The sequence below is a fragment of the Roseibium sp. genome, from assembly GCF_965229775.1.
Lineage (GTDB): Bacteria > Pseudomonadota > Alphaproteobacteria > Rhizobiales > Stappiaceae > Roseibium.
In genome coordinates, this window is sequence record NZ_OZ245929.1 from 4,230,584 (window position 1) to 4,253,246 (window position 22,663).

General features: G+C 59.8%; 24 protein-coding genes and 1 riboswitch. Of the genes, 15 read left to right on the plus strand and 9 right to left on the minus strand.

Features of this window, described 5'->3' with window-relative positions:
- Positions 1-13: 13 nt before the first annotated feature.
- Positions 14-649, minus strand: coding sequence for a TIGR00730 family Rossman fold protein (locus tag ACO07N_RS19075; RefSeq protein ID WP_421982541.1), 636 nt, complete (start codon positions 647-649; stop codon positions 14-16).
- Between the two features lie 189 nt (positions 650-838).
- Here ACO07N_RS19075 and ACO07N_RS19080 point away from each other — a divergent pair, with 189 nt between their 5' ends.
- The 3 genes from ACO07N_RS19080 to ACO07N_RS19090 all read left to right on the plus strand — a co-directional run bounded on the left by ACO07N_RS19080 (position 839) and on the right by ACO07N_RS19090 (position 5,100).
- Positions 839-2,581: a LysM peptidoglycan-binding domain-containing protein gene (locus ACO07N_RS19080; protein WP_421982542.1), complete on the plus strand. Its 1,743-nt coding sequence runs from the start codon at positions 839-841 to the stop codon at positions 2,579-2,581.
- A gap of 136 nt (positions 2,582-2,717) precedes the next feature.
- Positions 2,718-3,110 (plus strand): ArsR/SmtB family transcription factor, encoded by a 393-nt coding sequence (locus tag ACO07N_RS19085; protein WP_421982543.1) that lies wholly within the window; start codon positions 2,718-2,720, stop codon positions 3,108-3,110.
- Positions 3,111-3,252: 142 nt separating this feature from the next.
- Complete coding sequence (locus ACO07N_RS19090) at positions 3,253-5,100, plus strand: ABCB family ABC transporter ATP-binding protein/permease (protein WP_421984455.1); 1,848 nt, start codon at positions 3,253-3,255, stop codon at positions 5,098-5,100.
- A 43-nt stretch (positions 5,101-5,143) separates the two neighbouring features.
- On the opposite strand, the gene ACO07N_RS19095 is transcribed toward ACO07N_RS19090, so the two are convergent.
- Together ACO07N_RS19095 and ACO07N_RS19100 are read right to left on the minus strand one after the other, a co-directional pair.
- Positions 5,144-5,578: a 6,7-dimethyl-8-ribityllumazine synthase gene (locus tag ACO07N_RS19095; protein ID WP_421982544.1), complete on the minus strand. Its 435-nt coding sequence runs from the start codon at positions 5,576-5,578 to the stop codon at positions 5,144-5,146.
- A 70-nt stretch (positions 5,579-5,648) separates the two neighbouring features.
- Positions 5,649-5,792, minus strand: a riboswitch (FMN riboswitch).
- A 77-nt stretch (positions 5,793-5,869) separates the two neighbouring features.
- Complete coding sequence (locus tag ACO07N_RS19100) at positions 5,870-6,061, minus strand: hypothetical protein (protein ID WP_421982545.1); 192 nt, start codon at positions 6,059-6,061, stop codon at positions 5,870-5,872.
- Positions 6,062-6,156: 95 nt separating this feature from the next.
- Between ACO07N_RS19100 and ACO07N_RS19105 the strand changes: the two genes are divergently transcribed.
- The 4 genes from ACO07N_RS19105 (at position 6,157) to ACO07N_RS19120 (ending at position 9,685) form a co-directional block, all read left to right on the plus strand.
- Positions 6,157-7,074, plus strand: a complete 918-nt coding sequence (locus tag ACO07N_RS19105) for a LysR family transcriptional regulator (RefSeq protein WP_421982546.1) — start codon at positions 6,157-6,159, stop codon at positions 7,072-7,074.
- A 179-nt stretch (positions 7,075-7,253) separates the two neighbouring features.
- The gene (locus tag ACO07N_RS19110) at positions 7,254-7,958 is read left to right on the plus strand and encodes a phosphatidylserine decarboxylase (protein WP_421982547.1); all 705 of its coding nucleotides are present in this window, start codon (positions 7,254-7,256) and stop codon (positions 7,956-7,958) included.
- 74 nt (positions 7,959-8,032) lie between these two features.
- Positions 8,033-8,839 carry a CDP-alcohol phosphatidyltransferase family protein gene (locus ACO07N_RS19115; protein ID WP_421984456.1) on the plus strand — a complete coding sequence of 269 codons (807 nt, stop codon included), beginning with the start codon at positions 8,033-8,035 and terminating at the stop codon, positions 8,837-8,839.
- 96 nt (positions 8,840-8,935) lie between these two features.
- Positions 8,936-9,685 carry an SDR family oxidoreductase gene (locus ACO07N_RS19120; protein WP_421982548.1) on the plus strand — a complete coding sequence of 250 codons (750 nt, stop codon included), beginning with the start codon at positions 8,936-8,938 and terminating at the stop codon, positions 9,683-9,685.
- Between the two features lie 9 nt (positions 9,686-9,694).
- Here the strand turns inward: ACO07N_RS19120 and ACO07N_RS19125 are convergent, their stop codons facing one another.
- The 4 genes from ACO07N_RS19125 to ACO07N_RS19140 all read right to left on the minus strand — a co-directional run bounded on the left by ACO07N_RS19125 (position 9,695) and on the right by ACO07N_RS19140 (position 13,726).
- Entirely contained in the window at positions 9,695-11,101 is a 1,407-nt protein-coding gene (locus tag ACO07N_RS19125; RefSeq protein WP_421982549.1) for an amidase, read from the minus strand.
- Positions 11,102-11,305, minus strand: coding sequence for a hypothetical protein (locus ACO07N_RS19130; protein ID WP_421982550.1), 204 nt, complete (start codon positions 11,303-11,305; stop codon positions 11,102-11,104).
- Positions 11,306-11,366: 61 nt separating this feature from the next.
- Positions 11,367-12,518: a M24 family metallopeptidase gene (locus tag ACO07N_RS19135; protein WP_421982551.1), complete on the minus strand. Its 1,152-nt coding sequence runs from the start codon at positions 12,516-12,518 to the stop codon at positions 11,367-11,369.
- Between the two features lie 50 nt (positions 12,519-12,568).
- Entirely contained in the window at positions 12,569-13,726 is a 1,158-nt protein-coding gene (locus tag ACO07N_RS19140; RefSeq protein WP_421982552.1) for a M24 family metallopeptidase, read from the minus strand.
- A 367-nt stretch (positions 13,727-14,093) separates the two neighbouring features.
- Here ACO07N_RS19140 and ACO07N_RS19145 point away from each other — a divergent pair, with 367 nt between their 5' ends.
- The 8 genes from ACO07N_RS19145 to ACO07N_RS19180 all read left to right on the plus strand — a co-directional run bounded on the left by ACO07N_RS19145 (position 14,094) and on the right by ACO07N_RS19180 (position 20,657).
- Complete coding sequence (locus ACO07N_RS19145) at positions 14,094-14,936, plus strand: transporter substrate-binding domain-containing protein (RefSeq protein ID WP_421982553.1); 843 nt, start codon at positions 14,094-14,096, stop codon at positions 14,934-14,936.
- A 54-nt stretch (positions 14,937-14,990) separates the two neighbouring features.
- A complete protein-coding gene (ehuC, locus tag ACO07N_RS19150) occupies positions 14,991-15,656 on the plus strand; it encodes an ectoine/hydroxyectoine ABC transporter permease subunit EhuC (protein ID WP_421982554.1) in 666 nt (221 codons plus the stop codon).
- A 4-nt stretch (positions 15,657-15,660) separates the two neighbouring features.
- On the plus strand, positions 15,661-16,329 hold the full coding sequence (gene ehuD / locus ACO07N_RS19155) for an ectoine/hydroxyectoine ABC transporter permease subunit EhuD (protein WP_421982555.1): 669 nt from the start codon (positions 15,661-15,663) through the stop codon (positions 16,327-16,329).
- The gene (gene ehuA / locus ACO07N_RS19160; protein WP_421982556.1) at positions 16,329-17,141 is read left to right on the plus strand and encodes an ectoine/hydroxyectoine ABC transporter ATP-binding protein EhuA; all 813 of its coding nucleotides are present in this window, start codon (positions 16,329-16,331) and stop codon (positions 17,139-17,141) included. The genes ehuD and ehuA overlap by 1 nt, the downstream gene beginning before the upstream one ends.
- Before the next feature lie 100 nt (positions 17,142-17,241).
- The gene (locus ACO07N_RS19165; RefSeq protein WP_421982557.1) at positions 17,242-18,264 is read left to right on the plus strand and encodes a helix-turn-helix domain-containing protein; all 1,023 of its coding nucleotides are present in this window, start codon (positions 17,242-17,244) and stop codon (positions 18,262-18,264) included.
- A 58-nt stretch (positions 18,265-18,322) separates the two neighbouring features.
- Positions 18,323-19,243, plus strand: a complete 921-nt coding sequence (locus ACO07N_RS19170) for an aspartate dehydrogenase (RefSeq protein WP_421982558.1) — start codon at positions 18,323-18,325, stop codon at positions 19,241-19,243.
- Between the two features lie 116 nt (positions 19,244-19,359).
- Complete coding sequence (locus tag ACO07N_RS19175) at positions 19,360-20,013, plus strand: GntR family transcriptional regulator (RefSeq protein ID WP_421982559.1); 654 nt, start codon at positions 19,360-19,362, stop codon at positions 20,011-20,013.
- Between the two features lie 119 nt (positions 20,014-20,132).
- Positions 20,133-20,657 carry a GNAT family N-acetyltransferase gene (locus ACO07N_RS19180; protein ID WP_421982560.1) on the plus strand — a complete coding sequence of 175 codons (525 nt, stop codon included), beginning with the start codon at positions 20,133-20,135 and terminating at the stop codon, positions 20,655-20,657.
- A gap of 17 nt (positions 20,658-20,674) precedes the next feature.
- Here the strand turns inward: ACO07N_RS19180 and ACO07N_RS19185 are convergent, their stop codons facing one another.
- Positions 20,675-21,625, minus strand: a complete 951-nt coding sequence (locus ACO07N_RS19185) for a helix-turn-helix domain-containing GNAT family N-acetyltransferase (RefSeq protein WP_421982561.1) — start codon at positions 21,623-21,625, stop codon at positions 20,675-20,677.
- Positions 21,626-21,749: 124 nt separating this feature from the next.
- Complete coding sequence (locus tag ACO07N_RS19190; protein ID WP_421982562.1) at positions 21,750-22,658, minus strand: fatty acid desaturase family protein; 909 nt, start codon at positions 22,656-22,658, stop codon at positions 21,750-21,752.
- Positions 22,659-22,663: the final 5 nt, after the last annotated feature.

Here is a 22,663-nt window from a genome sequence, read left to right on the forward strand (position 1 = left end):
CGGTGAGGGGTGCTCAGAAATCCGTCATCTTTGCCAGGCCATCCGCCTCTTCAGGCACGCGGCCTGCGACGGAGGCCCGCAGCATCGGCAGGATGTCCTCGACCTTTTTCGCCACCAGATAGGGAACTTCCGTGTCCGGTCGGATGTATCCTTGCGCACGCATGTGATCGAGCAGTTCCAGCAAGGGGGACCAGAAGCCGTTTATATTGGCCAGCGCGACCGGCTTCTTGTGTTGGCCGAGTTGCGCCCAGGTCATCATTTCGACGGCTTCTTCAAGCGTGCCGATGCCGCCCGGCAGCGCGATGAAGGCGTCGGACTTCTCGAACATCAGGTGCTTGCGCTCGTGCATGTCCTCGGTGATGACGAGGTCTTCCAGCGTCTCCAGCATGACCTCCCGCTTTTCCAGGAAACGCGGAATGATTCCGGTCACGGCGCCGCCCGATTCGAGGGCGGCGTTCGCGACCGTGCCCATGAGACCGACGGACCCGCCGCCATATACGAGGCGCAGTCCCGCCTCGGCGATGATCTGGCCTAGCCGTGTTGCCGCTGCTTCGTGCGCCGGGTCGGAGCCGAAGCTGGAACCGCAATAGACACAGACGCTTGTAAGTTGAATTTGAGAAACCGTATTCATGACGCAAAGATGTGGCATTCAGATCCCCCAAAGGTCAAGCATTCTGTTTTGAGACCTTTGGGAAACAAGCGGGATTTCTTGCCGTGCCCTCAAAAGGGGGCTATGGATGGGTAGCTAATTAAATGTGACAGGGGCAGATGCTGCGCCAGACCACGACCTGCATTTGACGCAGTGCGGCATGCGCGCAAGCCTTCTGACGGGAAAACAATGAACAAGAACACTCTGGTCCGCACTGCAGTTGTTGCGGTACCGCTCGCGATAGCGGCGATCGCCGGCGCTTACGTCTACAAGGATGTCCTTTTCGCTCCGGAAGCAGACGCCGTCGACACCGCGCAGAATTCGACAAACACGGAAGCCAAATCCGAAAAGAAGGAAGTGCAGGCCGCAGCACCGGCGGCGAACGATGCCGGGCAGGGCCAGAGTGACGCCGAACCGGCCGCTCTGCCTGAACAGGCAGAGGCCGAACCCGAAGCGGTTCCGATCCCGCCGGTGAAAGGACCGAGCTTCGATGTCGTCGGTGTCGAACCCACCGGCGAAACCGTTGTTGCCGGCCGCTCCGATGCCGGCGCCATGGTTGCGCTGACCGCCAATGGTGAAGTCGTCGGCAAGAGCATTGCCAACCAGGCGGGTGAGTGGACGATCATTCTGGAAGAACCGCTCAAGCCCGGCGATTACGATGTCGGTCTCGAGGTTCACGACGAGAAGGGCACGTCCATCGAGGAATCCGAGCAACGTCTCATTGTTTCCGTTCCCGAAGGCGGCAAGGAGCAGCCGCTCGTGGTTCTGAACTCCCCGGATGCGCCTTCCAACATCCTGCAGAAGCCCGAAACGGATGACCTGATCGCGCAACTTCCGGCGCAAGAGGGCACGGAACAGGCCGTGTCGGGCGCTGGTGACACACAAAATACCGGCGCCGTCGTTGCCGCATTGCCGGCCGGCGAGAACAGCAACGCGTCCACAGCGGATGGGGCTGCCGAGGCGGAACAGACCGCCCGGGCAGACGCTGGAACCACGCCGGCGACGGCGCAGGAAACGGCGGCACAGCCGCAATCCACCTCCGGAACCAGCGACAAGGGCCAGGCACCCGGCGAGGCAGCCGATGCACCGGCACAAGACGACGCCACCGAAACCGCGTCCCTGAGCCCTGCGCAAACCGCCGCGGAGGCCAGCGACAAAACGGCATCTGACACGACCGCTGCGGAAACGGCGCAAGGCGCGCAGACCGGGGCATCTCAAAACGAAACTGCGGTAACCGTTGAAGCACAAACGGCCCAGCCGGTCGAAACACGGACGGCTGCGGGCGAAGTCAGCGGAAATGGTGTGCAGCAGGAGCAGGCGGCTCAGGCAGCAGGCGCACCGGCAGTGCAGCCGCAGCAGCAGGCCACCGCAGGCAAGGAACCTTCTGTCACGGTGGAAGCCGTCGAATCCGAACCGGACAAGGTCTATGTTGCCGGAACCGGAAAGCCGGGGTCTTCGGTGCGCGTCTATGTCGGTGAAGAATACCAGGGAGAAGCCAAGGTCAATTCCAGCGGCCGGTGGCTGGTGCAGGGCACCAAGAATGTGCCGGAAGGAAATGTCGAGGTCCGGGCCGACCTGATCGCGCAGGATGGCGATGGCGTGGATGCACGTGCCGCCGTGACCTTTGAGAAGGAACAGGACAAGCAGATCGTTCTGACCAAGGTGGTCGCGACCGGGTCGGGGAGCGGTCAGGGCAGCCAGGGCGCCGATGTCCAGAAGTCGCTTCCGGTGGTCATCATCCGCAAGGGCGACAATCTGTGGCGCATCTCGCGGCGTCTTTACGGCGATGGTGTGCGCTACACGACGATCTACCAGGCAAACCAGGACCAGATCCGCGACCCCGACCTGATTTATCCGGGCCAGGTCTTTCTCACACCCGAGGGAGACGTGAACTGGCCGGACCGGGAGCAGGACGCGTCCAACAGGGGCTGACGGCAATCCGGGCCTGAGGAATATTGGCAGGGGGCCTCTTCGGCCTGCCTGCCAATTTCGTTTGAACCACTTGCTTTTTGACAAATTCATCGCATATCTACGATGAAACACGGTTTCGTGAAAAAGGAGCGGTTTGATGAGCGAGACGGGGCAGCCGTCAGAAAAGTCCTGCGGACCCGCTTCGGTATGCTTGTCAAACTGCGAGGAACTCGCGGCGATTTTCCGCGCGCTTGGGCATCCGGCCCGGCTTGCAATCATAAAGCAACTGGCGATGCGCGAGGAAGCCTGCTGCGGTGAGATCGTCGACCACCTGCCTTTGGCCCAGTCGACCGTTTCGCAGCATCTGCAGGTACTCAAGGATGCCGGGCTTCTGGTCTGCGATGCCAGGGGCCGCAATTGCCACTATTTCCTCAATCACGACATGCTGCGCCGCGCGGAAGCTTTCTCAGAAGATTTCTGGAAAGAACTGAACGCCTTGCAGTCGCCCGCGGATCTCGCCCTGCATTCGGCGAAAACGAAGATCGACTAAAGAAAACGGGTCGCTGTCCGCGGCCCCGGAGACAGAATTGACAGATCAATCAGCCACCTCGCCGCAGCGGTCGACCGATGCGGCCAGAGGCAGCCAGAGTTCCCGGACACAAAAGGTTGTCAGCGCCGATGAGGGCAACACGCTGTCGACGCTGAGCAACTTGTGGCCCTACATCTGGCCGTCGGACCGGCCCGATCTGAAAAGACGCGTTCTGCTGGCGCTTTTCGCGCTGATCATTGCAAAGATCGTGACGGTCTTTTCACCTTATTTCTTCGCCTGGTCGACGGATGCACTGACGGGAACGGACACGGGACTGCCTGCCTTTCTTGTCGCGCCGGTGATGCTGGTTCTGGCCTACAACGCGGCGCGCTTTCTTGCCGTGGCTTTCAACCAGCTCCGCGACGCGCTTTTTGCACGTGTCGGACAGCATGCGGTGCGCCAGCTTGCGATCCTGACCTTCCGGCATCTGCACCAGCTTTCCCTGCGGTTTCATCTGGCACGGCGGACGGGTGGTCTCAGTCGTGTGATCGAACGCGGCGTCAAGGGGATCGAATCCATCGTCCGGTTCACGATCCTCAACGGCATCCCGACCGTTTTTGAGTTCGCCATCATGGCGGCGGTCATCTGGTACCAGTTCGGCTTCATGTATGTTGTCATCGTCGCGGTGATGATCGTTGCCTATGTCTGGTTCACGATCAAATGCTCGAATTGGCGGATCGGCATCCGCCGGGAAATGAACGAGAGCGATACCGATGCGAACTCCAAGGCAATCGACAGTCTCCTGAATTTCGAGACGGTCAAGTATTTCGGCAATGAAAAGATGGAGGCCGCCCGCTTTGACGTCTCCATGGCGAAATACGAAAAGGCGGCGACCAAGACCTGGACTTCCCTGGCGTGGCTCAACCTTGGGCAGGCCGTGATCCTGGGCATCGGCATGGCGGTCTGCATGGCGCTTTCGGCAAGAGCCGTGATGGCCGGCGAACAGAATATCGGCGACTTTGTCCTGATAAACGCGCTGTTGATGCAGATCTCCATTCCGCTCAATTTCATCGGTTTTCTCTACAGGGAAATCCGGCAGGGGCTCGCGGACATCGAATCCATGTTCGACCTGCTGCTCGTTCCGGCCGAGATTGAGGACAAGGAAGGCGCCGAGCCGCTTAAGACCGCTGGCGGCAAGATCGCCTTCAAGGATGTGAAGTTCCACTACGATCCGGATCGTCCGATCCTGAAAGGCGTCGATTTCGAGGTGCCGGCCGGCAAGACGATTGCCATTGTCGGACCGTCCGGCGCGGGCAAGTCGACCATCTCGCGCCTGCTGTTCCGGTTCTACGATGTGACCGGCGGCGCGGTTGAAATCGACGGTCAGGACGTGCGGGATGTGACGCAGGCAAGCGTGCGCCACGTCATCGGAATGGTGCCGCAGGACACGGTTCTATTCAACGACACCATTGCCTACAACATCCGCTACGGACGGCCCGATGCAACCGATGAAGAGGTGCGTGAAGCTGCCCGGATGGCGCAGATCCACGATTTCATCGAGAGGTTGCCGAACGGCTATGCATCGGAGGTTGGAGAGCGCGGGCTGAAACTGTCCGGGGGCGAGAAACAGCGGGTCGCGATTGCGCGCACGATCCTGAAATCGCCGCCGATCCTCATTCTCGACGAGGCCACGTCGGCGCTGGATACGCACACGGAACGGGAGATCCAGTCCGCTCTCGATCAGGTTGCGCAGAACCGCACCACGCTGGTGATTGCACACCGTCTGTCGACGGTGGTGAACGCCGATCAGATCATCGTGCTTGAAGCGGGCGAAATCGCGGAGCGCGGCACGCACACCGAGCTCCTCGACATGAACGGTCTTTACGCCTCGATGTGGGCACGTCAGCGCGAAGCCGACGAGGCCGAGGAACGGCTGCGTGCGGCGCGGGAAAACGATGAACTGGGTATCGTCACACGCGGCAGGACCGCCGACTACATCCCGGCGAAATAGCGGGATCCGGAGGAGGGCGTTCTGCCCCTCTCCTGAACCGGGTTCAGGCGCTCAACTGCTGCCGGAACGTGCTGATCTGAAGAGCGGCCTTGGCCGCCTCGCGCCCCTTCAGCACGAAATGCTCACGGTAGATTGCCGTGTGATGATCGGTTTCCTGGAAATGATGCGGTGTCAGGGAGACGGACAGGACCGGAACATCCGTTTCGAGGCCTGCCTGCATCAGCCCTGTCACGACAGCCTGCGCAACGAAGTCGTGCCTGTAGATGCCGCCGTCGACGACGAGCGCCGCCGCGGCGATCGCCGCATACTTGCCGGTTTTCGCAAGGCTTTTCGCCGCGAGCGGCATTTCGAATGCACCGGGAACATCGAACACATCGATGTTTTCGGCGGGAATGATCTGTTGAAAGCCCTCAAGTGCCTGGTCGACGATGTCGGAATGCCAACCGGCCTTGATGAAGGCATAGCGGGTGTGTGTCATTGGTGATCTCCCTGTTTGCGACACGTCACCCAAGGCGATCACGAGCGGCCCGGATCATGGCGATCCGAGCGCTGTTTCTCTTGCATCCGGACTGTAACCGTCGGCCCAGGCATCTCACCTGATCTGCTTGACCCTTCCACATGGAAAGCGCTCGCGGGCTTGCAGCGCACTGCATACCGCCGGTGGGGACTTCCACCCCGCCCTGAGAATGCCGCCTTTGTTGCAGGCGGCCCGCCTCAAGACAAGCTTTGAATTTCAAAAAGTGCGGTGACCTAAGGGCTGTTTTGCCTGTCAGGCCGCGCGGTCGGTTATCCGTGCAGTTTCGTCGGCAATGCCGATGTCGTTCGCAGGCGCTTTTCTGCCGGCTTGCCGGTCTGCAGCGCTGCCGAAGAGGAAGTTCGTGACAGCCCTTGCCAGACCCCTCAGCTCCTTGTTGCGGGCAGCACGGGCGCGGGTTTCGTAGATGTTGCCGGTGTGGATCATGACTGGCTCCTTTTGTCTGTGGAGGCTTTATCTCATATTGCGAACTTTCGAAGAATTGGGGTAATCTGGAAGATATCTTTCGAAAGTTTCGAATAATGCGACTCGATGATCTGAAGTTCTTCAAACGCGTGGCCGAACTCGGCAGCCTGTCCGCCGCAGGCAGGGAGTTCGGCCTGTCACCGTCGGCGGCCAGCAGCCGGTTGAGCAATCTGGAAAAGGAACTCGGTTCCCAGCTGGTTGCCAGAACCACGCGGCGCACGGGCCTGACCGAGGCCGGGCAGGTCTTTCTGCGTCACACAAGCAATGCCCTCGGCGAGATGGACCGCGCGCGGGCGTTGATCGATGCGGCCGAAGACGCGCCGCGCGGCATGCTGCGCATGTCGCTGAACGTCTTCTTCGGACGAAAACACATCCTGCCTTATCTTCCCGAATTCAGGGAGCTTTATCCCGAATTGAGGCTGGAGGTCGACATGACGGACCGCATCGTCGATCTGGTCGCCGAAGGTTACGACATGGCAATCCGGGGTGCGCCGCTGCCCGATTCCAGCCTGATTGCCCGCAAGCTCGGCGGCAATCCGCGCGTGCTTTGTGCCAGCCCTGAATACTTGGAACGCAAGGGCATTCCCCGTTCGCCGGAAGATCTGCGCAACCACGACTGCGTTGGTTTCGATCCGATGCCCGTCTGGTATTTCGAAGGGCCGGAAGGGGAGATCGCCTATCATCTGGAAGAGCCGGTCATTTCCGGCGACAGCGGTGATTTTGCCTATGACGCGGCGATTTACGGGCTCGGCCTCACGGTCAAGTCGCTTGCGCATGTGTGGGAAGATCTCCGGGACGGCAGGCTCGTCGCCGTGATGGAGAACTATCCGGTGGCCCGGACAGGGAACATCTATGCCGTTTATCCGCCTGCAAAGTTCATCCCGCCAAAGGTCACGAAACTGGTGGATTTCCTGATCTCCAAATACGGCCGGCCGGCCTACTGGGAAATGGACTACCGCAAGGCGGCGGAATAACCCGCATATTCCGCGCGTTGGCTGCACAAAACCGCAGGAAAATCAGTCCCGGCAGGTTCTCATCGCGCCAAAAAGCCTCTAGAAGCGGGGGAGTATTGAAGCGCAACGGGTGCCTATCCTGCGACGGCTTTCAGCGCGCTGCTGCAGGTATGTCCTCACCCTGAATTCGGAAGAACTTGATGTCGATTGTCGATACCGTCACCAAAGCCATGGTCCCGATCCATCGGGAGGGCTGGCCGTTTATTGCCATATCGCTTGTCGCGACCCTGGTTGTCGGTTGGTTTGTCGACCCGCTCTTCTGGATCGGGCTCTTCATCACCGGGTGGATTTGCTATTTTTTCCGCGACCCGAAACGGGTCACGCCGGTCGGAGACGGTCTTGTCATTTCACCGGCGGATGGTGTCGTCAGCCATGTCGGCCTCGTCAGGCCGCCGCAGGAGCTTGAAATCGGCAGCGAACCGCTGATGCGCGTCTCGATCTTCATGAACGTTTTCAATTGCCATGTGAACCGCGCCCCGGTTGGCGGCAAGATCGAACGCGTCGCCTACAGGGCCGGCAAGTTTCTGAATGCGGAACTCGACAAGGCCAGCGAGGACAATGAGCGCAACGGGCTTGTCATCGACACCGGCGAAGCCAGGATCGGCGTGGTGCAGATCGCCGGGCTGGTAGCGCGCAGGATCGTGTGCTTCGTGCGTGAAGGCGAAACGATCACCGGGGGAGACCGGTTCGGCCTGATCCGCTTCGGTTCGCGCCTGGATGTCTACTTCCCCGCCGGTACACAGCCGAAAGTGGCGCTCGGGCAAACCATGATTGCCGGTGAAACGATCCTCGCGGATCTTGCGCAGCCCCAGGCCCCGGCGCAGCCCCTGACGCGTATGAGTTGAGGTATAAGGTGGCCGAGAGCAAGGACAGCAGCGCCGACAAGAGCCGTCAGACGCCCCGGTTCCGCCGCGTTCCGATGCGCCTCATCGTGCCGAACATGGTCACGCTGCTGGCGCTCTGTTCAGGTTTGACCGCCGTGCGCATGGCCTTCGACGGCCGCTGGGAATTTGCGGTCGGGGCCGTCATTCTCGCCGCTGTCCTGGACGGGCTGGACGGCCGCGTCGCCCGCCTCATGAAGGGCACCTCACGCTTCGGCGCGGAGCTGGATTCCCTGTCCGACTTCGTGAATTTCGGCGTTGTTCCGGCGCTCATGCTGTATCTATGGCTGCTCAAGGATGCCGGGAATCTTGGCTGGATCGCCGCCCTGATCTTCGCAATCTCGATGGCCCTGCGCCTGGCCCGTTTCAACGTTGCACTCGACGACCCGAACAAGCCCGCCTGGACGTCACGTTTCTTCACGGGTGTTCCCGCACCGGCCGGTGCGCTGACGGTCCTGCTGCCGCTTTACCTCGACTTTCTCGGACTGTTTCCGCACTGGTTCGCCGATGCCGCTTTCGTTGCGGCCTATACGGTCGGCATTGCATTTCTGGTGATCAGCAGGCTGCCGACCTTTTCCGGCAAGACGCTCGGCACGCGCGTACGGCGCGACTACGTTCTACCCCTGATCGTGGCGGCCGTCCTGATCGTGGCGCTCACCGTCAGCTATCCTTTCCGGATGGTGGCGGGCGCCGCCGTCCTTTATCTCCTGACGATCCCGGTTTCATGGCGTGCACACCGCAAGCTCGTCATGGCGGACGAAAACATGGCCCTCGATGACGACGGCGATGAATGCGACACCGATCTCGACAACATAGCCGACCGGGACAAGGACCACGGCGGCTGAACTAGGGTCCGGACCCTGGATCGGTCTCGCAAATCGGGTTTCATCCGCAAACTTTCAAGTTCACTTAGAGCGCCTCACAACCAAGAGGAGCTTGAAGTGTTACGCGGAAAGACAATTCTGATCACGGGTGCCAGCAGCGGCATCGGGGCGGCGGCGGCGCGGATATTTGCAGAGGAGGGCGCCAATCTCGTTCTGGCGGCAAGGCGCAAGGACAGGCTTGACGAGGTCAGGGCCGCATTGCCGGAGGCTGCACCCCGCATCAAGGTGTTCGCCGGCGACGTTGCCGACCCCGGCTTTGCCGAAGCCTCCGTCAACGCGGCCCTGGAGAGCTTCGGCAGGCTGGACGGCGCGTTCAACAATGCCGGAATGCTCGGCGACATGGGGCCGGTTTCCGAGCTCAGCCTTGAAAACTGGAACCAGGTCCTCGCGACCAACCTCACCAGCGCCTTCCTCGCCGCAAGGCACCAGATCCCGGCCATGGCCGGATCGGGGGGTGGGTCGATCGTATTCACATCGACATTCGTCGGTCACACCATCGGTCTGCCGGGCATGTCGGCCTATGCCGCCTCAAAGGCGGGACTCACCGGACTGACACAGGTGCTGGCCGTTGAGTGCGGTCCTCAGAACATCCGTGTCAACTCCCTGCTGCCGGGCGGGACCAAAACTGAAATGGCAGGAGATGATCCGGCTTTTCACGACTATGTCGCCGGACTCCATGCCCTGAAGCGCATGGCCGGGCCGGAGGAGATCGCGCGCGCCGCACTCTTTCTGCTGAGCGACGCAGGGTCCTTTGTCACAGGCTCTGCGCTGCTCTGCGACGGCGGCAATTCCATCACGAAGGCATAGAGCTCCGGGTCAGGTGTCGACCGCCGGCAGCGGTATGGAAAAGGCTTCGTTGCGTTCGATGTCGAACGCAACGCGGAACACGGTTTTTTCCTCGAAGTAACGTCCAATGAGTTGCAAACCGATGGGTAGCCCCTCCGTGTGCATGCCGCAGGGCATCGTCAGGGCAGGGTGCCCGGTCATGTTGAAAAAACTCGTATAGCGCGTGATCGCATTGCCGATCGCCTCGTCGACGCCATCTCGCCGGGTGCTGACGGTTCCAACCTTTTGCGCGATTTCGGGCGTTGCGGGGGTCAGGATGACGTCGGCCTGATCGAAAAGTGCATTGGTCTGCTGCCGGTACGTTTCAATGAACCTTTTGGCCTTCACGTAGTGCTCCGCGAGAATGCACTGGCCGACGGCAAGGCCTGCCCGAAAGTCCGCGCTGTATAGATCACCGCGCGTTTCCAAGTAAGCGGAATGCGCGCTGAGCGCTTCAGGCATCTGCACGGTAAGAGACACGGTTCGCGTCTGCGCCATGTCTGGAAACGACACGGGCACAAGCACCGCGCCCCGGCGGACAAGGTGCGCTTTCACGCGTTCCAGCGCCGCCAGTATCTGTGGATCACAGCGGTCGAAGAAAAAATCGGAAGGTATGCCGACCCTGATGCCGGAAACATCCGCTCCAATCGCATCGGAATAAGATTCGCGCGGCAAGTTGACGGATCCGGGATCCCTGGGATCGTAGCCGGAGACCACCTCAAGCAAATCGGCACTGTCGGCGACGGTTCGCGTGATGAGACCGACATGGTCGAGGGTCCAGCAGTAAGGCACGACCCCATGGGTCGGAACCCGGCCGATTGTCGGTTTGAGCCCGACAAGACCGTTCAGCGCGGCAGGTGCGCGCACGGATCCGCCGGTATCCGTGCCAAGGGCAGCCGGAACAAGACCGAAGGCAACCGCCGCCGCCGAACCGCTCGAGGAACCGCCGGCCAAACGCGTTGTGTCATAGGCGTTGACGCACGTGCCGTAGACCTCGTTTTCGCCGGTCGCACCATAGGCGAATTCATGAAGGTTGGTTTTCCCCATGCTTAGCGCACCGGCGTTGCGCAAACGCGCAATCACAAAGGCGTCCTCCTGGGCGACCCTGTCATGAAAAACGCGCGATCCCGCGGTCGTTCTGACACCGGCAATGTCGATGAGATCCTTGCTGGCGTAAGGAATGCCGGCAAGCGGTGACTGCGGCAGGTCTCCCTCTGACAGTGATGCCGCGCATTCCGCCGCATTTGCCGCTGTCACGGTGATGAATGCCCGGGAAACGGCATTGTGCCGCTCGATACGCTCGGCGAAAACGGAGACGAGTTCCGGTGGTGAAATCTTGCCGGCGGTCAGCAAAGCTCTCAGGGACCGAATGTCTTCAAAGGCGGGATGCGTTGTCATCTATCGTTTCTGCACGCCGAGCGCCGGAGGCGTTGTGCCGAGATCCGTCTTCCGAAGAACCTCCAGTTCCTCAAGCAGGTTCTGAAAGCCGGTGATGACGCCCATCTGCGGGTCGATCAGCTCATTCAGTTCCGCATCGGACCAGTCATGGCTGGCCATCTGGTCGAAGACACCTTGCAAAGTCTGTTTCTGCAGCGGTTTCATCTCGGGTCTCCTCTCAGGCCGGCCGGACACCGCACCTCGGCAAATCGCGGAAGCAAGCCTGTCACCGGATTATCAGGGTTTCGGGCGTTTTGTTGGTGAGTATTTCAGCACCGTTCTCGGTCAGAAGAACAGTGTTGGAGATGAAGTAGTCGACAACATCCGTGTTGGTGAACCAGCTGTGTGCGTGGAAAACCATGCCTGTCTCCAGCCTGCGTTCGGAGTTGGGGAAGAGCGATGTAACCATGGAACCTCCTGTCCAGCTCGGCGGAAATCCGATACCGACCATGTAGCCGCAATGATGACGCTCATAGTCATGAAGACCGGCCGAAGCAGCAACCTCACGCCACGCAGCATAGGCATCGCCGGCCTTGGCACCCGGCTTCAAAGCGGCGCAAATCGCCTTCATTCCGTCGATCGCGATTTCTGCCGACCTTTCTGCACCTTCAGGAGCACTGCCGACATAGGCGAGCCGTCCCATTGGGGCCTGATACTTGCGGAACGCGGCACAGGTCTCCAGGAAGACGGCATCGCCGTTCCGGAAGACATCTCCGCGCCAGGTGGTGTGCTCTTCGCCAAGCCGCGTCGTGGGTCTGATAAAGGGCCCGAAGCCAGGATATTCGCTGCCTTCGCGGATCATCCGGTCGTGATAGGCCGCAGCGATCTCGTAGTCGCTGGCCCCGTTGCGCACGGCCTCTATGGCTGACAGGGTCCCGAGATCGGCGGCGTGGGCAGCTTTTCGCGTGTATTCCATTTCCAGCGCCGATTTGACCTGCCGCAGATCGTCGATGACGCCCGACGCGTCCACCCAGTGGGCATCTCCTTGCTGAATGAGTTCCGCATGGCGGGGCGTCAGAAACAGGCTTCGTTTTTCAATTCCGACGCGTCCGCCCGTCAACCCGAGATCCGCGACTGCCCTGAGAACGGCATCCGAAAGCTCTTCGTTGTCCGGGTGCCCGTAAAAGGCGGCGTTTTCGACCTGATTGTGAACGGTGATCTTTTCCATGGCCCGGCAGCACAACGCCATGTCACCGTTGCGGTTGAGGACAAGGACATGCGCCGCGAAGAACCCCCAGTGATCCAGTCCGGTCAGCCAGTAGATGCTCTCCGGAACGGATATGAGGATGCCGTCGAGATCATTTTCGGCAAGCGCTGAGCAGGCGCGTTGGAGACGGTGTCCAAGTTCACTTTCCGGAAACGGTTTGGTGTCAGCCATCGCATTTAAATCCTGATCCGTCGGTTGTGAGGAAAGGCCGTGCATGGGTATCAATGTCTGCTGAGCAGGATCCGGCGCGGATAGTCCGTGATGTAGTCGGCTCCCGTTTCCGTCACGACAACGGAATCGCCGATGCGGCCGGCAGTGATGCCGTCGATTGAAATGCCGCCGTCCACGGCGAAGGTCATTCCGGGCTTGAGGACCGTCTTGTCCCCTTCCTTCAATTCTGGGGCCTCGAGGTAGGCGACGCCGATTGACCTGCCGGTTCGGTAACCCGTCTGATACCCGCGTTGGCGGTAAACATCGTTGGCGGCCATGGCGACCTCTTCGGCAAGAACACCGGGACGTATAGCTGCGATGGCTGCCTGCTGCGCCGCGATGGCGGCCTCCTGTACGTCGCGCGCTTCGTCGGTGACATCACCGACATGAAACATCCGGTCGAAGCCGAGCTTGTATTGTTTGAATTGGGCCATGTTGCAAAAGCAGAAATAGACCGGATCGTATTTCTGGTAGGCCTTGACGCCCGCTCGCCTGTGCACCATGGACGTGTCCGAACCGCTTTGCAGGATCTGCAGATTGTGGATCATGGGCGACACGAACCGATCCCAACCCTTGTCTGTCAGGAAACCGGCTGCTTTTCGCGACCCGGCTTCAATAACGGCAAGCGCCGATTCATATTCCTGCGCGCCTTCGCGCAGCGACTCGTATGCCGCCAGCATCATCGCGCCGGCGATCTGCCCCGCTTCCTTCATGACGCCGATCTCGAGCCCGGTCTTGATCATACGCATGTCTCCCAGAAGCGCCGATATGTCCCTGAGGAGACAATCCGGATAGGTGTCATCAAGAAAGTTGCGGACGATCGCCGGTATGGAGTTCCGCTCGATCCAGATTTCCTTTGGGGCACTGCCCATCGTTTCCGAAAGGGCACGCGCCCAGCTTCGCTGACCGGCATCTTCCCAGGTCTTGATATCCTCGACCCAGGTCATCGCCGCCACCATTTCGCTTTCCATCAGGGGGGTGATGACGGTCGGTGCGCCGTTCCGGCGGACAACCAGCAGGGTCGGGCGGCCGAATTCGATGCCAAGATAGCCCCAGAAACCGGCCAGATATGCGATTGAGCTTTCGTCGGTGAAGATAGCGAGGTCGATCCCTGCATCGCCCATGCGCTGCTGCAGTTCCGTGGTCTTCTGCTTTGCGTGGTCCAGCATTCAGGCTCTCCTTGTCCGGCAGGTTCCGAAGGCTTTCGGGCAGGCAGTCCGTTCGCGGCCTTGAAAGGCAGACAACCGAACGGTCCGGCTGGCGTCAAGCACAGTGCGCAGAGCATGTGACATGCGCTTATCCCTCTTTTCAAGTCGATGGCGGAAGCGTGAGAGCAAAGATGGCAATTCCTTATTTGGTGTACCTTTAAATTTTATGGGATGAGCTTACAAGAGAAATTCTCACAAGAAACGCAAATAAATTTCAGAAAAAGACGAAAATTCAGATTTATAAGACCATCTGTTGCAAAGGGATGAATAATTGGTATACCTTTATGTCATTAGGGGATCAAACACCTTCACACAAGGGAACAGACCTATGACAAAGATTGGAAAGTCGATTTCCGCCGCCATCATGCTGATTGGAGCGGTGTCCGTGGCCTCGGCCGGCCCGATTCAGGACCGTATCGATGCGGGCGAAACGATCCGCATCGGGTTTGCAAACGAAATCCCCTGGGCTTATCCGGGCGATGGCAACGAGCCGCTGGGATTTGCCAATGTTCATGCGCTCGGCGTCTTGAAGGCGATGGGATATGAGAATATCGAGCCTGTCGTCACCGAGTGGGGCGGACTGATCCCTGGCCTCAAGGCAGGCCGCTTCGACATCATCACCGGCGGCATGTACATCATCGGCAGCCGGTGTGAAAACATCTCCTTCTCCGAACCGATGGGCATCTTCGGCGACGCGTTCCTGGTCGAGGCAGGCAACCCCAAGAACATCAAGAGCTATGCCGATATCAAGGACAGCGGATCGCTCATGGTCACGGGAGCCGGCTACAACACGGTTGAGGCTGCGAAGAAGGAAGGCGTGGATGAGACCCGTATCATGCAGGTGCCCGGGCCAACCGAAATCCTCGCCGCCATGCGTGCGGGCCGGGCGGATGCCGGCGCTGCCACCTATTTCACCCTGCTTGGTCTTGCCGAGCAGTCCGGCGGCAAGCTTGAAGTGACCGACCCCAATGAACTGCCGGACTGGACAAAGAACTGGGTGGGGATCGGTTTCCGGTCGGACGACGGTGATTTCCTGAAAGCCTTCAACGCGGCACAGGCCGACTATCTTGGAAGCGATGCGATGCTACAGGCCGTGGCACCCTTCAAATATGGAAAGACCCAGTTGCCGGATCCGAGCGTGAAGACCGAGTGGATTTGCGCGAACCGATGACCTGAAAGGGCGGGGCGGTTGCCCCGCCTGTTCGCACCGACAATCGGAGTTCGCATGTCCTACTCGGATTTTCTTGCTGAATTCGGCGGCCGTTTTCTGGACGGGTCGGTCGTGACGCTCGCGCAGTTCGTGCTGTCCGCTGCGCTGGCGATCGCCATTGCCTTGGCCTTCGGGCTCCTCAAGCTGGCGCGCCACTGGGCAGCCCGCGGTGTCGCGACCCTCTACATCGAACTCTTCCGGGGCACCTCGCTGCTGGTCCAGCTCTACTGGATTTTCTTCGTTCTGCCCCTGTTTGGTCTGACGCTGGAGAAATTCACGGCGGGGTTCCTGGCCGTTGGCATGAACCTCGGAGCCTATGGCGCAGAACTTGTCCGTGGCGCTGTCCGGTCCGTTCCGAAGGGGCAATGGGAAGCGGCCTATGCGCTGTCCATGTCACCGGCGCGGCGCATGTGGCGCATCATTCTCCCGCAAGCGCTGGTGATCATGCTGCCGGGATGGGGAAACCTGCTGATTGAACTGCTCAAGGCCACAGCCCTGGTTTCGTTGATATCCGTGACCGATCTCATGTTCGAGGCGAAACAGGTAAACAGCACGACCTTTCTGTCCATACAGGCGTTCGGGACCGCTTTGGTCATCTACTACATCTTCGCACGGTTCCTCTTGACGCCCGCGATGCGGCAACTCGAGGTGTCGATGGCGCGCCGGATCGAAAAGGCCTGAGGCGATGTTCGACTGGCGATGGGACTTTGCCTTGGAAATCCTGCCCCGGCTCATTGTGGCGACGGGCAACACGCTGATGGCGGCCGGCGCCGGCTACACCATCGCAGTTATCCTCGGGTTGATCCTGGCACTCGCGCAGCGAACGCCTGTCTGGCCGGTGACCTGGATTGTTCGCGAGGCGGTCGAGTTCATCAGATCCACGCCACTCGTGCTGCAGATTTTCTTTGTGTTCTATGTCGGACCGCAATTCGGCATTCGGCTGGATCCCTGGACCGCGGGAATGATTGCAATTGGTCTGCATTATTCCGCGTATCTCTCGGAGGTCTACCGGGGCGGGCTTGAAGCCGTACCGAAAGGCCAATGGGAGGCGTGCATGTCCTTGAGCATGTCCATGCGCCAGACCTATGTCCGCGTCATCATTCCGCAAGCCCTTCCGCCTTCGGTCGCCGGGATGGGCAACTATCTCGTCGGAATATTCAAGGACACGCCGATGCTCTCCGTCATCGGGGTCGCTGAACTCATGCACACCGCCAATGCGATCGGCTCCGAGCACTACCGTTTCCTGGAACCGTTCACGCTCGTCGGCATCATTTTCCTGGCGATTTCCGTGCCTTCAGCAGGCCTGATCAGGCTGTTCGAAAACTGGGTGCGCCGCAGGATTGGAATTGACTGATGGACAATCTGAATGCCTATCCGCTCGAACTGGATGGAACGGATGTTCCCATGGTCCGGTTCATGAACGTCACCAAGAAATATGGTGCGCTGACCGTTCTGGAAGACCTGAATCTCGACATTGCCGAAGGCGAAATGGTTTCGATCATCGGTCCCTCCGGGTCCGGCAAAACGACGGTCTTGCGCATGTTGATGCTGGAACAGATCAACAAGGGCGTGATCTACGTGGATGGCCGGCCGCTCACGCACATGGCAAAAAACGGGACGCTCGTGCCCGCTGACCGGCGATACCTTCGCAAGGCTCGTGAACCCATCGGCATGTGCTTCCAGCATTTCAATCTGTTTCCGCACATGACAGCGCTTCAGAACTGCATGGAGGGTCCGGTCCAGGTCCTTGGATTGACGAAACAGGACGCGCGCGAGCGTTCCGAGGAACTGCTTCAGATGGTCGGCATGATCGAAAAACGCGATCAGCACCCGTCGCGGCTTTCCGGGGGGCAGCAACAGCGGGTCGCGATCGCGCGCGCGCTCGCAATGCGTCCCAAGGTCATGCTCTTCGACGAAGTCACGTCGGCCCTCGACCCGGAAGTGATCGGAGAAGTGACCAACGTCATCCGAAAGCTCGTCTCGGAACAAAGCCTGACCATGCTCATGGTGACCCACCAGATGGGGTTTGCGCGCGATATCTCCGACCGCGTCTGCTTCTTTTTCGGCGGGAGGATCGAAGAGCAGGGAACGCCGGACGAACTCTTCGACAATCCCCAAAGGGAGCGCACAAAGCAGTTTCTGAGTGCCGTGAAATCCGCGGACTGAACAGACGGAACTTGAAACGGGAAAACGGGCTCACGGAAGGAGCAGAATGCCATGGCCTTGATCGTCGGACAGCTCAGGGCCCGGGAGAAGGGAGGTTCTAATGGCTGTCAAAATCACTGATACCTGCAAACCTGAGGCCCTTGACGCCGTATTGCAGGGACTTGAGACGCGTGATTTGGAACAATTCACGTCCTGCTGCCCCGACACGGCAAGAATTGTGCAGCTCGGTGAAGGCCATTTTGCTGGCCGGCTGTTGGACCTCAACTTTCCGGGTATCTCGTTTTGTCTTGCGTGGTGTAACCAGACGATCGAAAAGGAGATCGATCTGCACAACGACACGCTGACCTTCAGCATGTGTGTCGACTCGCGGCGTCCTGATCTTTCCTACAACGGTGTGACCAAGGCAAAAGACTGGGTTCTCCTTCAGTCCGGCGGAGACAGGCGCGTTCTGATTTCTCCGGCCGAGAGCACGCAATTGACCGTGAAAGTCAGCAAAAGGATTTTTCGCGAACTAACGGATGCTCTGCCGGAGATTGCGGACTGGCTGAATGGCGAGGTCGCGCGTGGTGAGTTTCTGAAAACGACGTTTTTTGCGAACCGGCTCAAGGACGTCTGCTGTGTCGCGCTGGAAGCTTCGCAGCTACCCGGAAGTGTCGAGCGCCGGCAAGCATTTGGAAACAGTTTCTTGGCGAGTCTGGCAACCGGCCTGACCTTTGAATGGTTGTCGAAGCAGGCATTTTTCACCTATCAGAAGCCGCGCGCACTTGAGTTTTACCAGGCAGTGAGACACGCGCTTTTGGCACATGACGGGGAAACGGAAATCTTGAGTTCGCGCGAATTCTCGCGGCTTGGTTCGCGGCGCTCGATCGAAAAGGCCTTTGCCGAGCTCATTAATATGGGACCGGCGAAATATGCGCGGATTGTTCGTCTGAACAATTCACGCCGCAAACTGCATGACAAAGCCTATGCCGATACCAGCATCGGAGACATTGCGGCTGAAGAGGGGTTCTGGGACTGGAGCAGGTTCACGACCTACTACCGCAAACAGTTTGGTGAACTGCCTTCCGAGACACGCAGCAAGTGCGCGTTTCCGGTGGCAGCATCGGACACGCTGGCTGCATGAAACCGTCCATCTGGAACCAGGGCGCACAAATACGGCAATGGGTCCGTACCCTGGGGCGATGCCTGTTGCACAACCACGCCACTCGACGCACGCTGGCAGCCAGGTAACCTGCTCGGAATCAGGCTGTTGCGACCGGGATCAGGGCCAATGTTTTTGCCGAACAGGAGAAAGCCGCATGAAAATCGGTATCGCCGGGACGGGAGCGATCGGACTTGCTGTCGCAAGAACGCTGTCCGAAGGTGGCATCCCCGGATGTGACCTCGCCGGCATTTCGGTCCGGAACGCCGAGCGGGCTGCGGCGGTGGCTCGTGAATTATCTCTCCCGCTACACAACATGACATTCGATGAACTCGCGGATGCGTGCGATCTCGTCGTAGAAGCCTTGCCGCCGGCGCGTTTCGACAGTCTGGCCCGGCCCGTTCTTGAAAACGGCAAGGTGCTGGTTGTCCTGTCGGCAAGCCAGTTGCTCGGGCGGGAGGACCTGATTGATCTGGCTTCCAGCGCAGGCGGGCGTATTTTCGTCCCTTCCGGCGCGATGCTCGGTTTGGATGCCATCAAGGCGGTCAACCAGGGCACCATTACGTCAATCACGATTGAGACCCGCAAGCCCGTCGCAGGTCTGGTGAACGCACCGTACATTCAAAAGACGGGACTGGATTTGAGCACGCTCTCCGAAGCCACCTGCATTCTCGCCGGATCGGTTACGGAAGTCGCGCGCGCGTTTCCGGCAAACGTGAATGTGGCAGCCGCGCTCAGCCTTGCCGGGATCGGCCCGGACCGGACGCGCATGGAGGTTTGGGCGGACCCGGCCTTGAGCCGAAACCTGCACACGGTCCGGGTCGCCTCCGACAGTTCCGATTTCACGATGCAGATCCAGAACCGTCCGAGTGCCGAAAATGCGGCAACCGGCAGGATCACGCCGCAAAGCGTCATCGCGCTTCTGAAGGATCTGAATGCAGTCCTGAGAATTGGCACTTGACGCTATCGAAAAGGAACATGCAATGCTTGCAGCAGGCAGGGGTCCGTTACCGGTTCAGGCACATTGTCCGGCGGCAACCTCATGACGCGGATTGACGAAAGCAGCTCTGGTATCCGATGACGAAAGAAGACATTTTCGAAACTCTGCGCATGCGGGTCTGTATGCTGGACTATCCGCCGGAATCGCGTTTGAACGAGCGGGAACTGGCAGCTGAATTCGGTGTCAGCAGGACACCCATGCGTGCCGTCTTGCAGCGCCTCGAACGCGACGGCCTCATAGAAAGCAGGCACGGGCAGGGCACTGCCGTCACAAGCATTGACCTGAAGCGGATGCAGGATGTCTACGTGGTGCGCATGCGGCTGATGGATGCGCTTTCCGACAGCGCGAGACTGCCCATACCCGATGGGCTTGAGGCGAGGCTTGCGGAGCTGGTGGCTGTATGCGCCGGGTTGCTTGAGAGCCGTGACAAGCGCGAATTCGCTCAGATCAACATCCAGCTGAATACGATCCTGCACGGACTGGTCAAGAATGACGTGTTGCGCGAGATAAACGAGAAACTTTTCTTCGAGTCGGCCAGGTTCTGGTTTCTGCTCCTGGACGAACTGGATTTTGCCGAACAGGTGCAGGCGCTGATTGACGAGATCTCTATGATCCGCCGTGCGATTGCGCTTCGGGACGTAAAACTCGCGGCTGAAATTCACAAGGCCCATCTGGCATTGGTGCTCTCATCCATCAGGCAGCAAAGCGCCGGTTCCGGCGATCCCTCTTGAGCTGGTGAGCCTTGGCATCTGCGTCGCTTGACAGGTGTCAATGAGGTCCGGCGGGGAAGCCTGCAGTATTTCAGGCGTCCGGCGGCAAGTGACCGCCGAGGGAAACGCGGGAGCAGCGATTGACGCCCGAAATTGAGTTCAGATGTACGGAAACGCGGGACCTGGAACGACTGCGCCAGCTCTATGTCGACGCCTTTCCGGACGAAGACTTGTTTCCCCTGGTCTCGAACCTGCTTGGTGGCGCTGCACCGGTGACGTCTCTCTTGGCCGTTTCCGGCGGGACACCTGCCGGGCATGTCATTTTCACGCGCTGCACGGTGGAGCCCGGTGACAATGGCGTTGCCTTGCTCGGCCCGCTCTGCGTGACACCCGGACTTCAGCGAAGCGGGATCGGTTCCGCATTGGTGCGGTCAGGTTTTGATCAGCTGAAAGCGGCTGTCGGCTGCGTGTTTGTTCTCGGTGATCCGAATTATTACGCCCGTTTCGGTTTCAAGCCGGATCACCTGGTCGAAACACCCTGTCCGATCCCTGCCGAGTGGAAGGACGCCTGGCAGTCCGTTCGGCTTGATGACGGCAGCACCACCTTGACCGGACGCCTGATTGTTCCCGATGCCTGGAATGATCCATCTCTTTGGTCGGATTGAGAAGCCGAGCCGGTGTTTCAGCGTCGTTTGCGGACGAACATCTGTTCGGTGACCGACTTGCCCCATTGATCACCGACATATTCGTCGGCGAGGGTGAAGCCGTTCCGCTCGTAGAGGCTTCGGGCCGCATCGAGACCCTTCAGGGTCCAGAGGTGGATCTCGTCGAAGCCGTGTGCGTCGCAGTGCTCGAGGGCCTTGAGAAGCAGCGTCCTGCCAAGGCCGAGGCCGCGAAGCTTCTCCGACAGGATGAACCAGCGCAGGTGGGCAACGTTGCCTTCCAGGTCCTCGCCGTCGATGCTGATCGAGCCGATGATCTCGCCGTTTTCCAGAATGCTCCAGCTGTTGTTCAGCGGGTTGCCGACACGCTGCATGAACTCGGCCATCGCCTGTGAGACGACGCTCTCGAAGGTCGGTCCCATGCCGATGATCGCGCCATGTGTCCTGGCATGCAGCGCGGCAATGTCACCGATCATTCCTGTCTGATAGCCTTCGAGGATCTCAAAGCGGTGCCCCGCCTTGCCGGCGCTCTGTTCCGAGCCGGCCAGGGCATCGGCGTAGGTGGTCAGGGCATCGGCGATCGAGCGCGCCGAGCCGTTTCTAACCCTCGACAGGGCCGTGCGGGCCTGCTGATCGCCGAACGTGTCGATCTCGGCGAAGGTTTTCCAGCCGGCATTCGTAAGGCTCAGGCCGAAGACGCGGCCATCCTGTTCGGAGCGCGTCTGCAGGATGTCTCCCCGGATTTCCAGCGCCTTGAGAAGCCGGCTGATCGTCGATTTTTCGAGCTTCAGCCGGGTTGCCAGATCCTTCGCCGTCACGCCGGGGTGCAGCCCGATTTCCATGATCGCGTGAACGCCCGAGCCCGAAAGATCCGTGCCCGCGATCGTCTTGTCGAGAAACCCGAACTCCCGGACAAGCTGACGGGAGGCGGAGCGGATGTCCTGAACGAGCGAGGTTGAGATGTCGGTCATGGGTTACCTGAATATAGTTGTATTATGCAACTATATGACTGGTGCGCGGAAATGGCAAGCGATCCGGGACACGTTTAACGGCTGGGAAAAATCGAAATCCACAACATGAAAACAGCTGGGCAGGTCAGCCGGTGCCGGGCAAGTTCTCCAGACTGCCTAGATAGTCCTTGTGGAAGGATCGGTAGCTTTCGGAGGTCGCACCGAGATGCTCCTTCGTGAGCTGGTGCAGATCGGGGAGCTTGTGAAACGGAACCGTGGGATAGCTGTGATGCTCCGCATGGTAGGGCATGTTCCAGGCCAGGGTGCGGACAAGCCTGTTGGAATAGGTCGTCCGGCTGTTCTCCAGCATGTTCGCGACAAAGGCACAGCGGCCATGTTCGGCAAGAAGATAAAGGCGCAGGAAAGGCTGCCCCAGGAGGCAGGGGACGATCCAGACGAACAGCAGGACGTCCGACGCCGCCATGAATGACAGTGCGGCCAGCGCTGCATAGAGAACAATTGAAAGTGCCGCCTCACGCCGGACTTTTTTCTTGCCGTTTGCCGGGACAAACGGATCAGTGCAGCGGCCCGCGGCGTTCCGGATAAGCGTTTTCAGTTCGCTCCACCAGGTCGGCAGACCGCTGACATGAACGATGTACTGCCAAAACGTCTCAGGCTTTGTTCCGGCAAGTTCCGGATCGTTTTCCGGATCCTGGGTATGCCGGTGGTGGGCGAAATGGAAATACCGGAACCAGTCCGCCGGCACCAGGATGACGAACCCGCAAAACCTTGCAACAACATCGTTGAGCCACGCCGACCGGAAAGCGGTTCTGTGGATGGTCTCGTGAAGCGTGGTGAACAGGAACATGATCAGGATGCCCTGCGGAATCATCAGCATGGCCCAGCCGGGGACTTCTAGCACGATCAATGTTCCCAAAATTGCAATCGACCCGAAATGAACCGCAAGCGCGGCAAGGCCCTTGCGGTCCGACGTTTCCGTCAGTTCGGTTCTCTGCGCCGCCGTCAGACCGGCAAGAAATGATCGATGATCCATCAGGC

Bases quoted from the DNA above. Each gene is read 5' to 3' on its own strand.
- ACO07N_RS19075 (WP_421982541.1), bottom strand. From the start codon at position 649: ATGCCACATCTTTGCGTCATGAATACGGTTTCTCAAATTCAACTTACA.
- ACO07N_RS19080 (WP_421982542.1), top strand. From the start codon at position 839: ATGAACAAGAACACTCTGGTCCGCACTGCAGTTGTTGCGGTACCGCTC.
- ACO07N_RS19085 (WP_421982543.1), top strand. From the start codon at position 2,718: ATGAGCGAGACGGGGCAGCCGTCAGAAAAGTCCTGCGGACCCGCTTCG.
- ACO07N_RS19095 (WP_421982544.1), bottom strand. From the start codon at position 5,578: ATGACACACACCCGCTATGCCTTCATCAAGGCCGGTTGGCATTCCGAC.
- ACO07N_RS19100 (WP_421982545.1), bottom strand. From the start codon at position 6,061: ATGATCCACACCGGCAACATCTACGAAACCCGCGCCCGTGCTGCCCGC.
- ACO07N_RS19105 (WP_421982546.1), top strand. From the start codon at position 6,157: ATGCGACTCGATGATCTGAAGTTCTTCAAACGCGTGGCCGAACTCGGC.
- ACO07N_RS19110 (WP_421982547.1), top strand. From the start codon at position 7,254: ATGTCGATTGTCGATACCGTCACCAAAGCCATGGTCCCGATCCATCGG.
- ACO07N_RS19115 (WP_421984456.1), top strand. From the start codon at position 8,033: ATGCGCCTCATCGTGCCGAACATGGTCACGCTGCTGGCGCTCTGTTCA.
- ACO07N_RS19125 (WP_421982549.1), bottom strand. From the start codon at position 11,101: ATGACAACGCATCCCGCCTTTGAAGACATTCGGTCCCTGAGAGCTTTG.
- ACO07N_RS19130 (WP_421982550.1), bottom strand. From the start codon at position 11,305: ATGAAACCGCTGCAGAAACAGACTTTGCAAGGTGTCTTCGACCAGATG.
- ACO07N_RS19135 (WP_421982551.1), bottom strand. From the start codon at position 12,518: ATGGCTGACACCAAACCGTTTCCGGAAAGTGAACTTGGACACCGTCTC.
- ACO07N_RS19140 (WP_421982552.1), bottom strand. From the start codon at position 13,726: ATGCTGGACCACGCAAAGCAGAAGACCACGGAACTGCAGCAGCGCATG.
- ACO07N_RS19145 (WP_421982553.1), top strand. From the start codon at position 14,094: ATGACAAAGATTGGAAAGTCGATTTCCGCCGCCATCATGCTGATTGGA.
- ehuC (WP_421982554.1), top strand. From the start codon at position 14,991: ATGTCCTACTCGGATTTTCTTGCTGAATTCGGCGGCCGTTTTCTGGAC.
- ehuD (WP_421982555.1), top strand. From the start codon at position 15,661: ATGTTCGACTGGCGATGGGACTTTGCCTTGGAAATCCTGCCCCGGCTC.
- ehuA (WP_421982556.1), top strand. From the start codon at position 16,329: ATGGACAATCTGAATGCCTATCCGCTCGAACTGGATGGAACGGATGTT.
- ACO07N_RS19165 (WP_421982557.1), top strand. From the start codon at position 17,242: ATGGCTGTCAAAATCACTGATACCTGCAAACCTGAGGCCCTTGACGCC.
- ACO07N_RS19170 (WP_421982558.1), top strand. From the start codon at position 18,323: ATGCCTGTTGCACAACCACGCCACTCGACGCACGCTGGCAGCCAGGTA.
- ACO07N_RS19175 (WP_421982559.1), top strand. From the start codon at position 19,360: ATGACGAAAGAAGACATTTTCGAAACTCTGCGCATGCGGGTCTGTATG.
- ACO07N_RS19185 (WP_421982561.1), bottom strand. From the start codon at position 21,625: ATGACCGACATCTCAACCTCGCTCGTTCAGGACATCCGCTCCGCCTCC.
- ACO07N_RS19190 (WP_421982562.1), bottom strand. From the start codon at position 22,658: ATGGATCATCGATCATTTCTTGCCGGTCTGACGGCGGCGCAGAGAACC.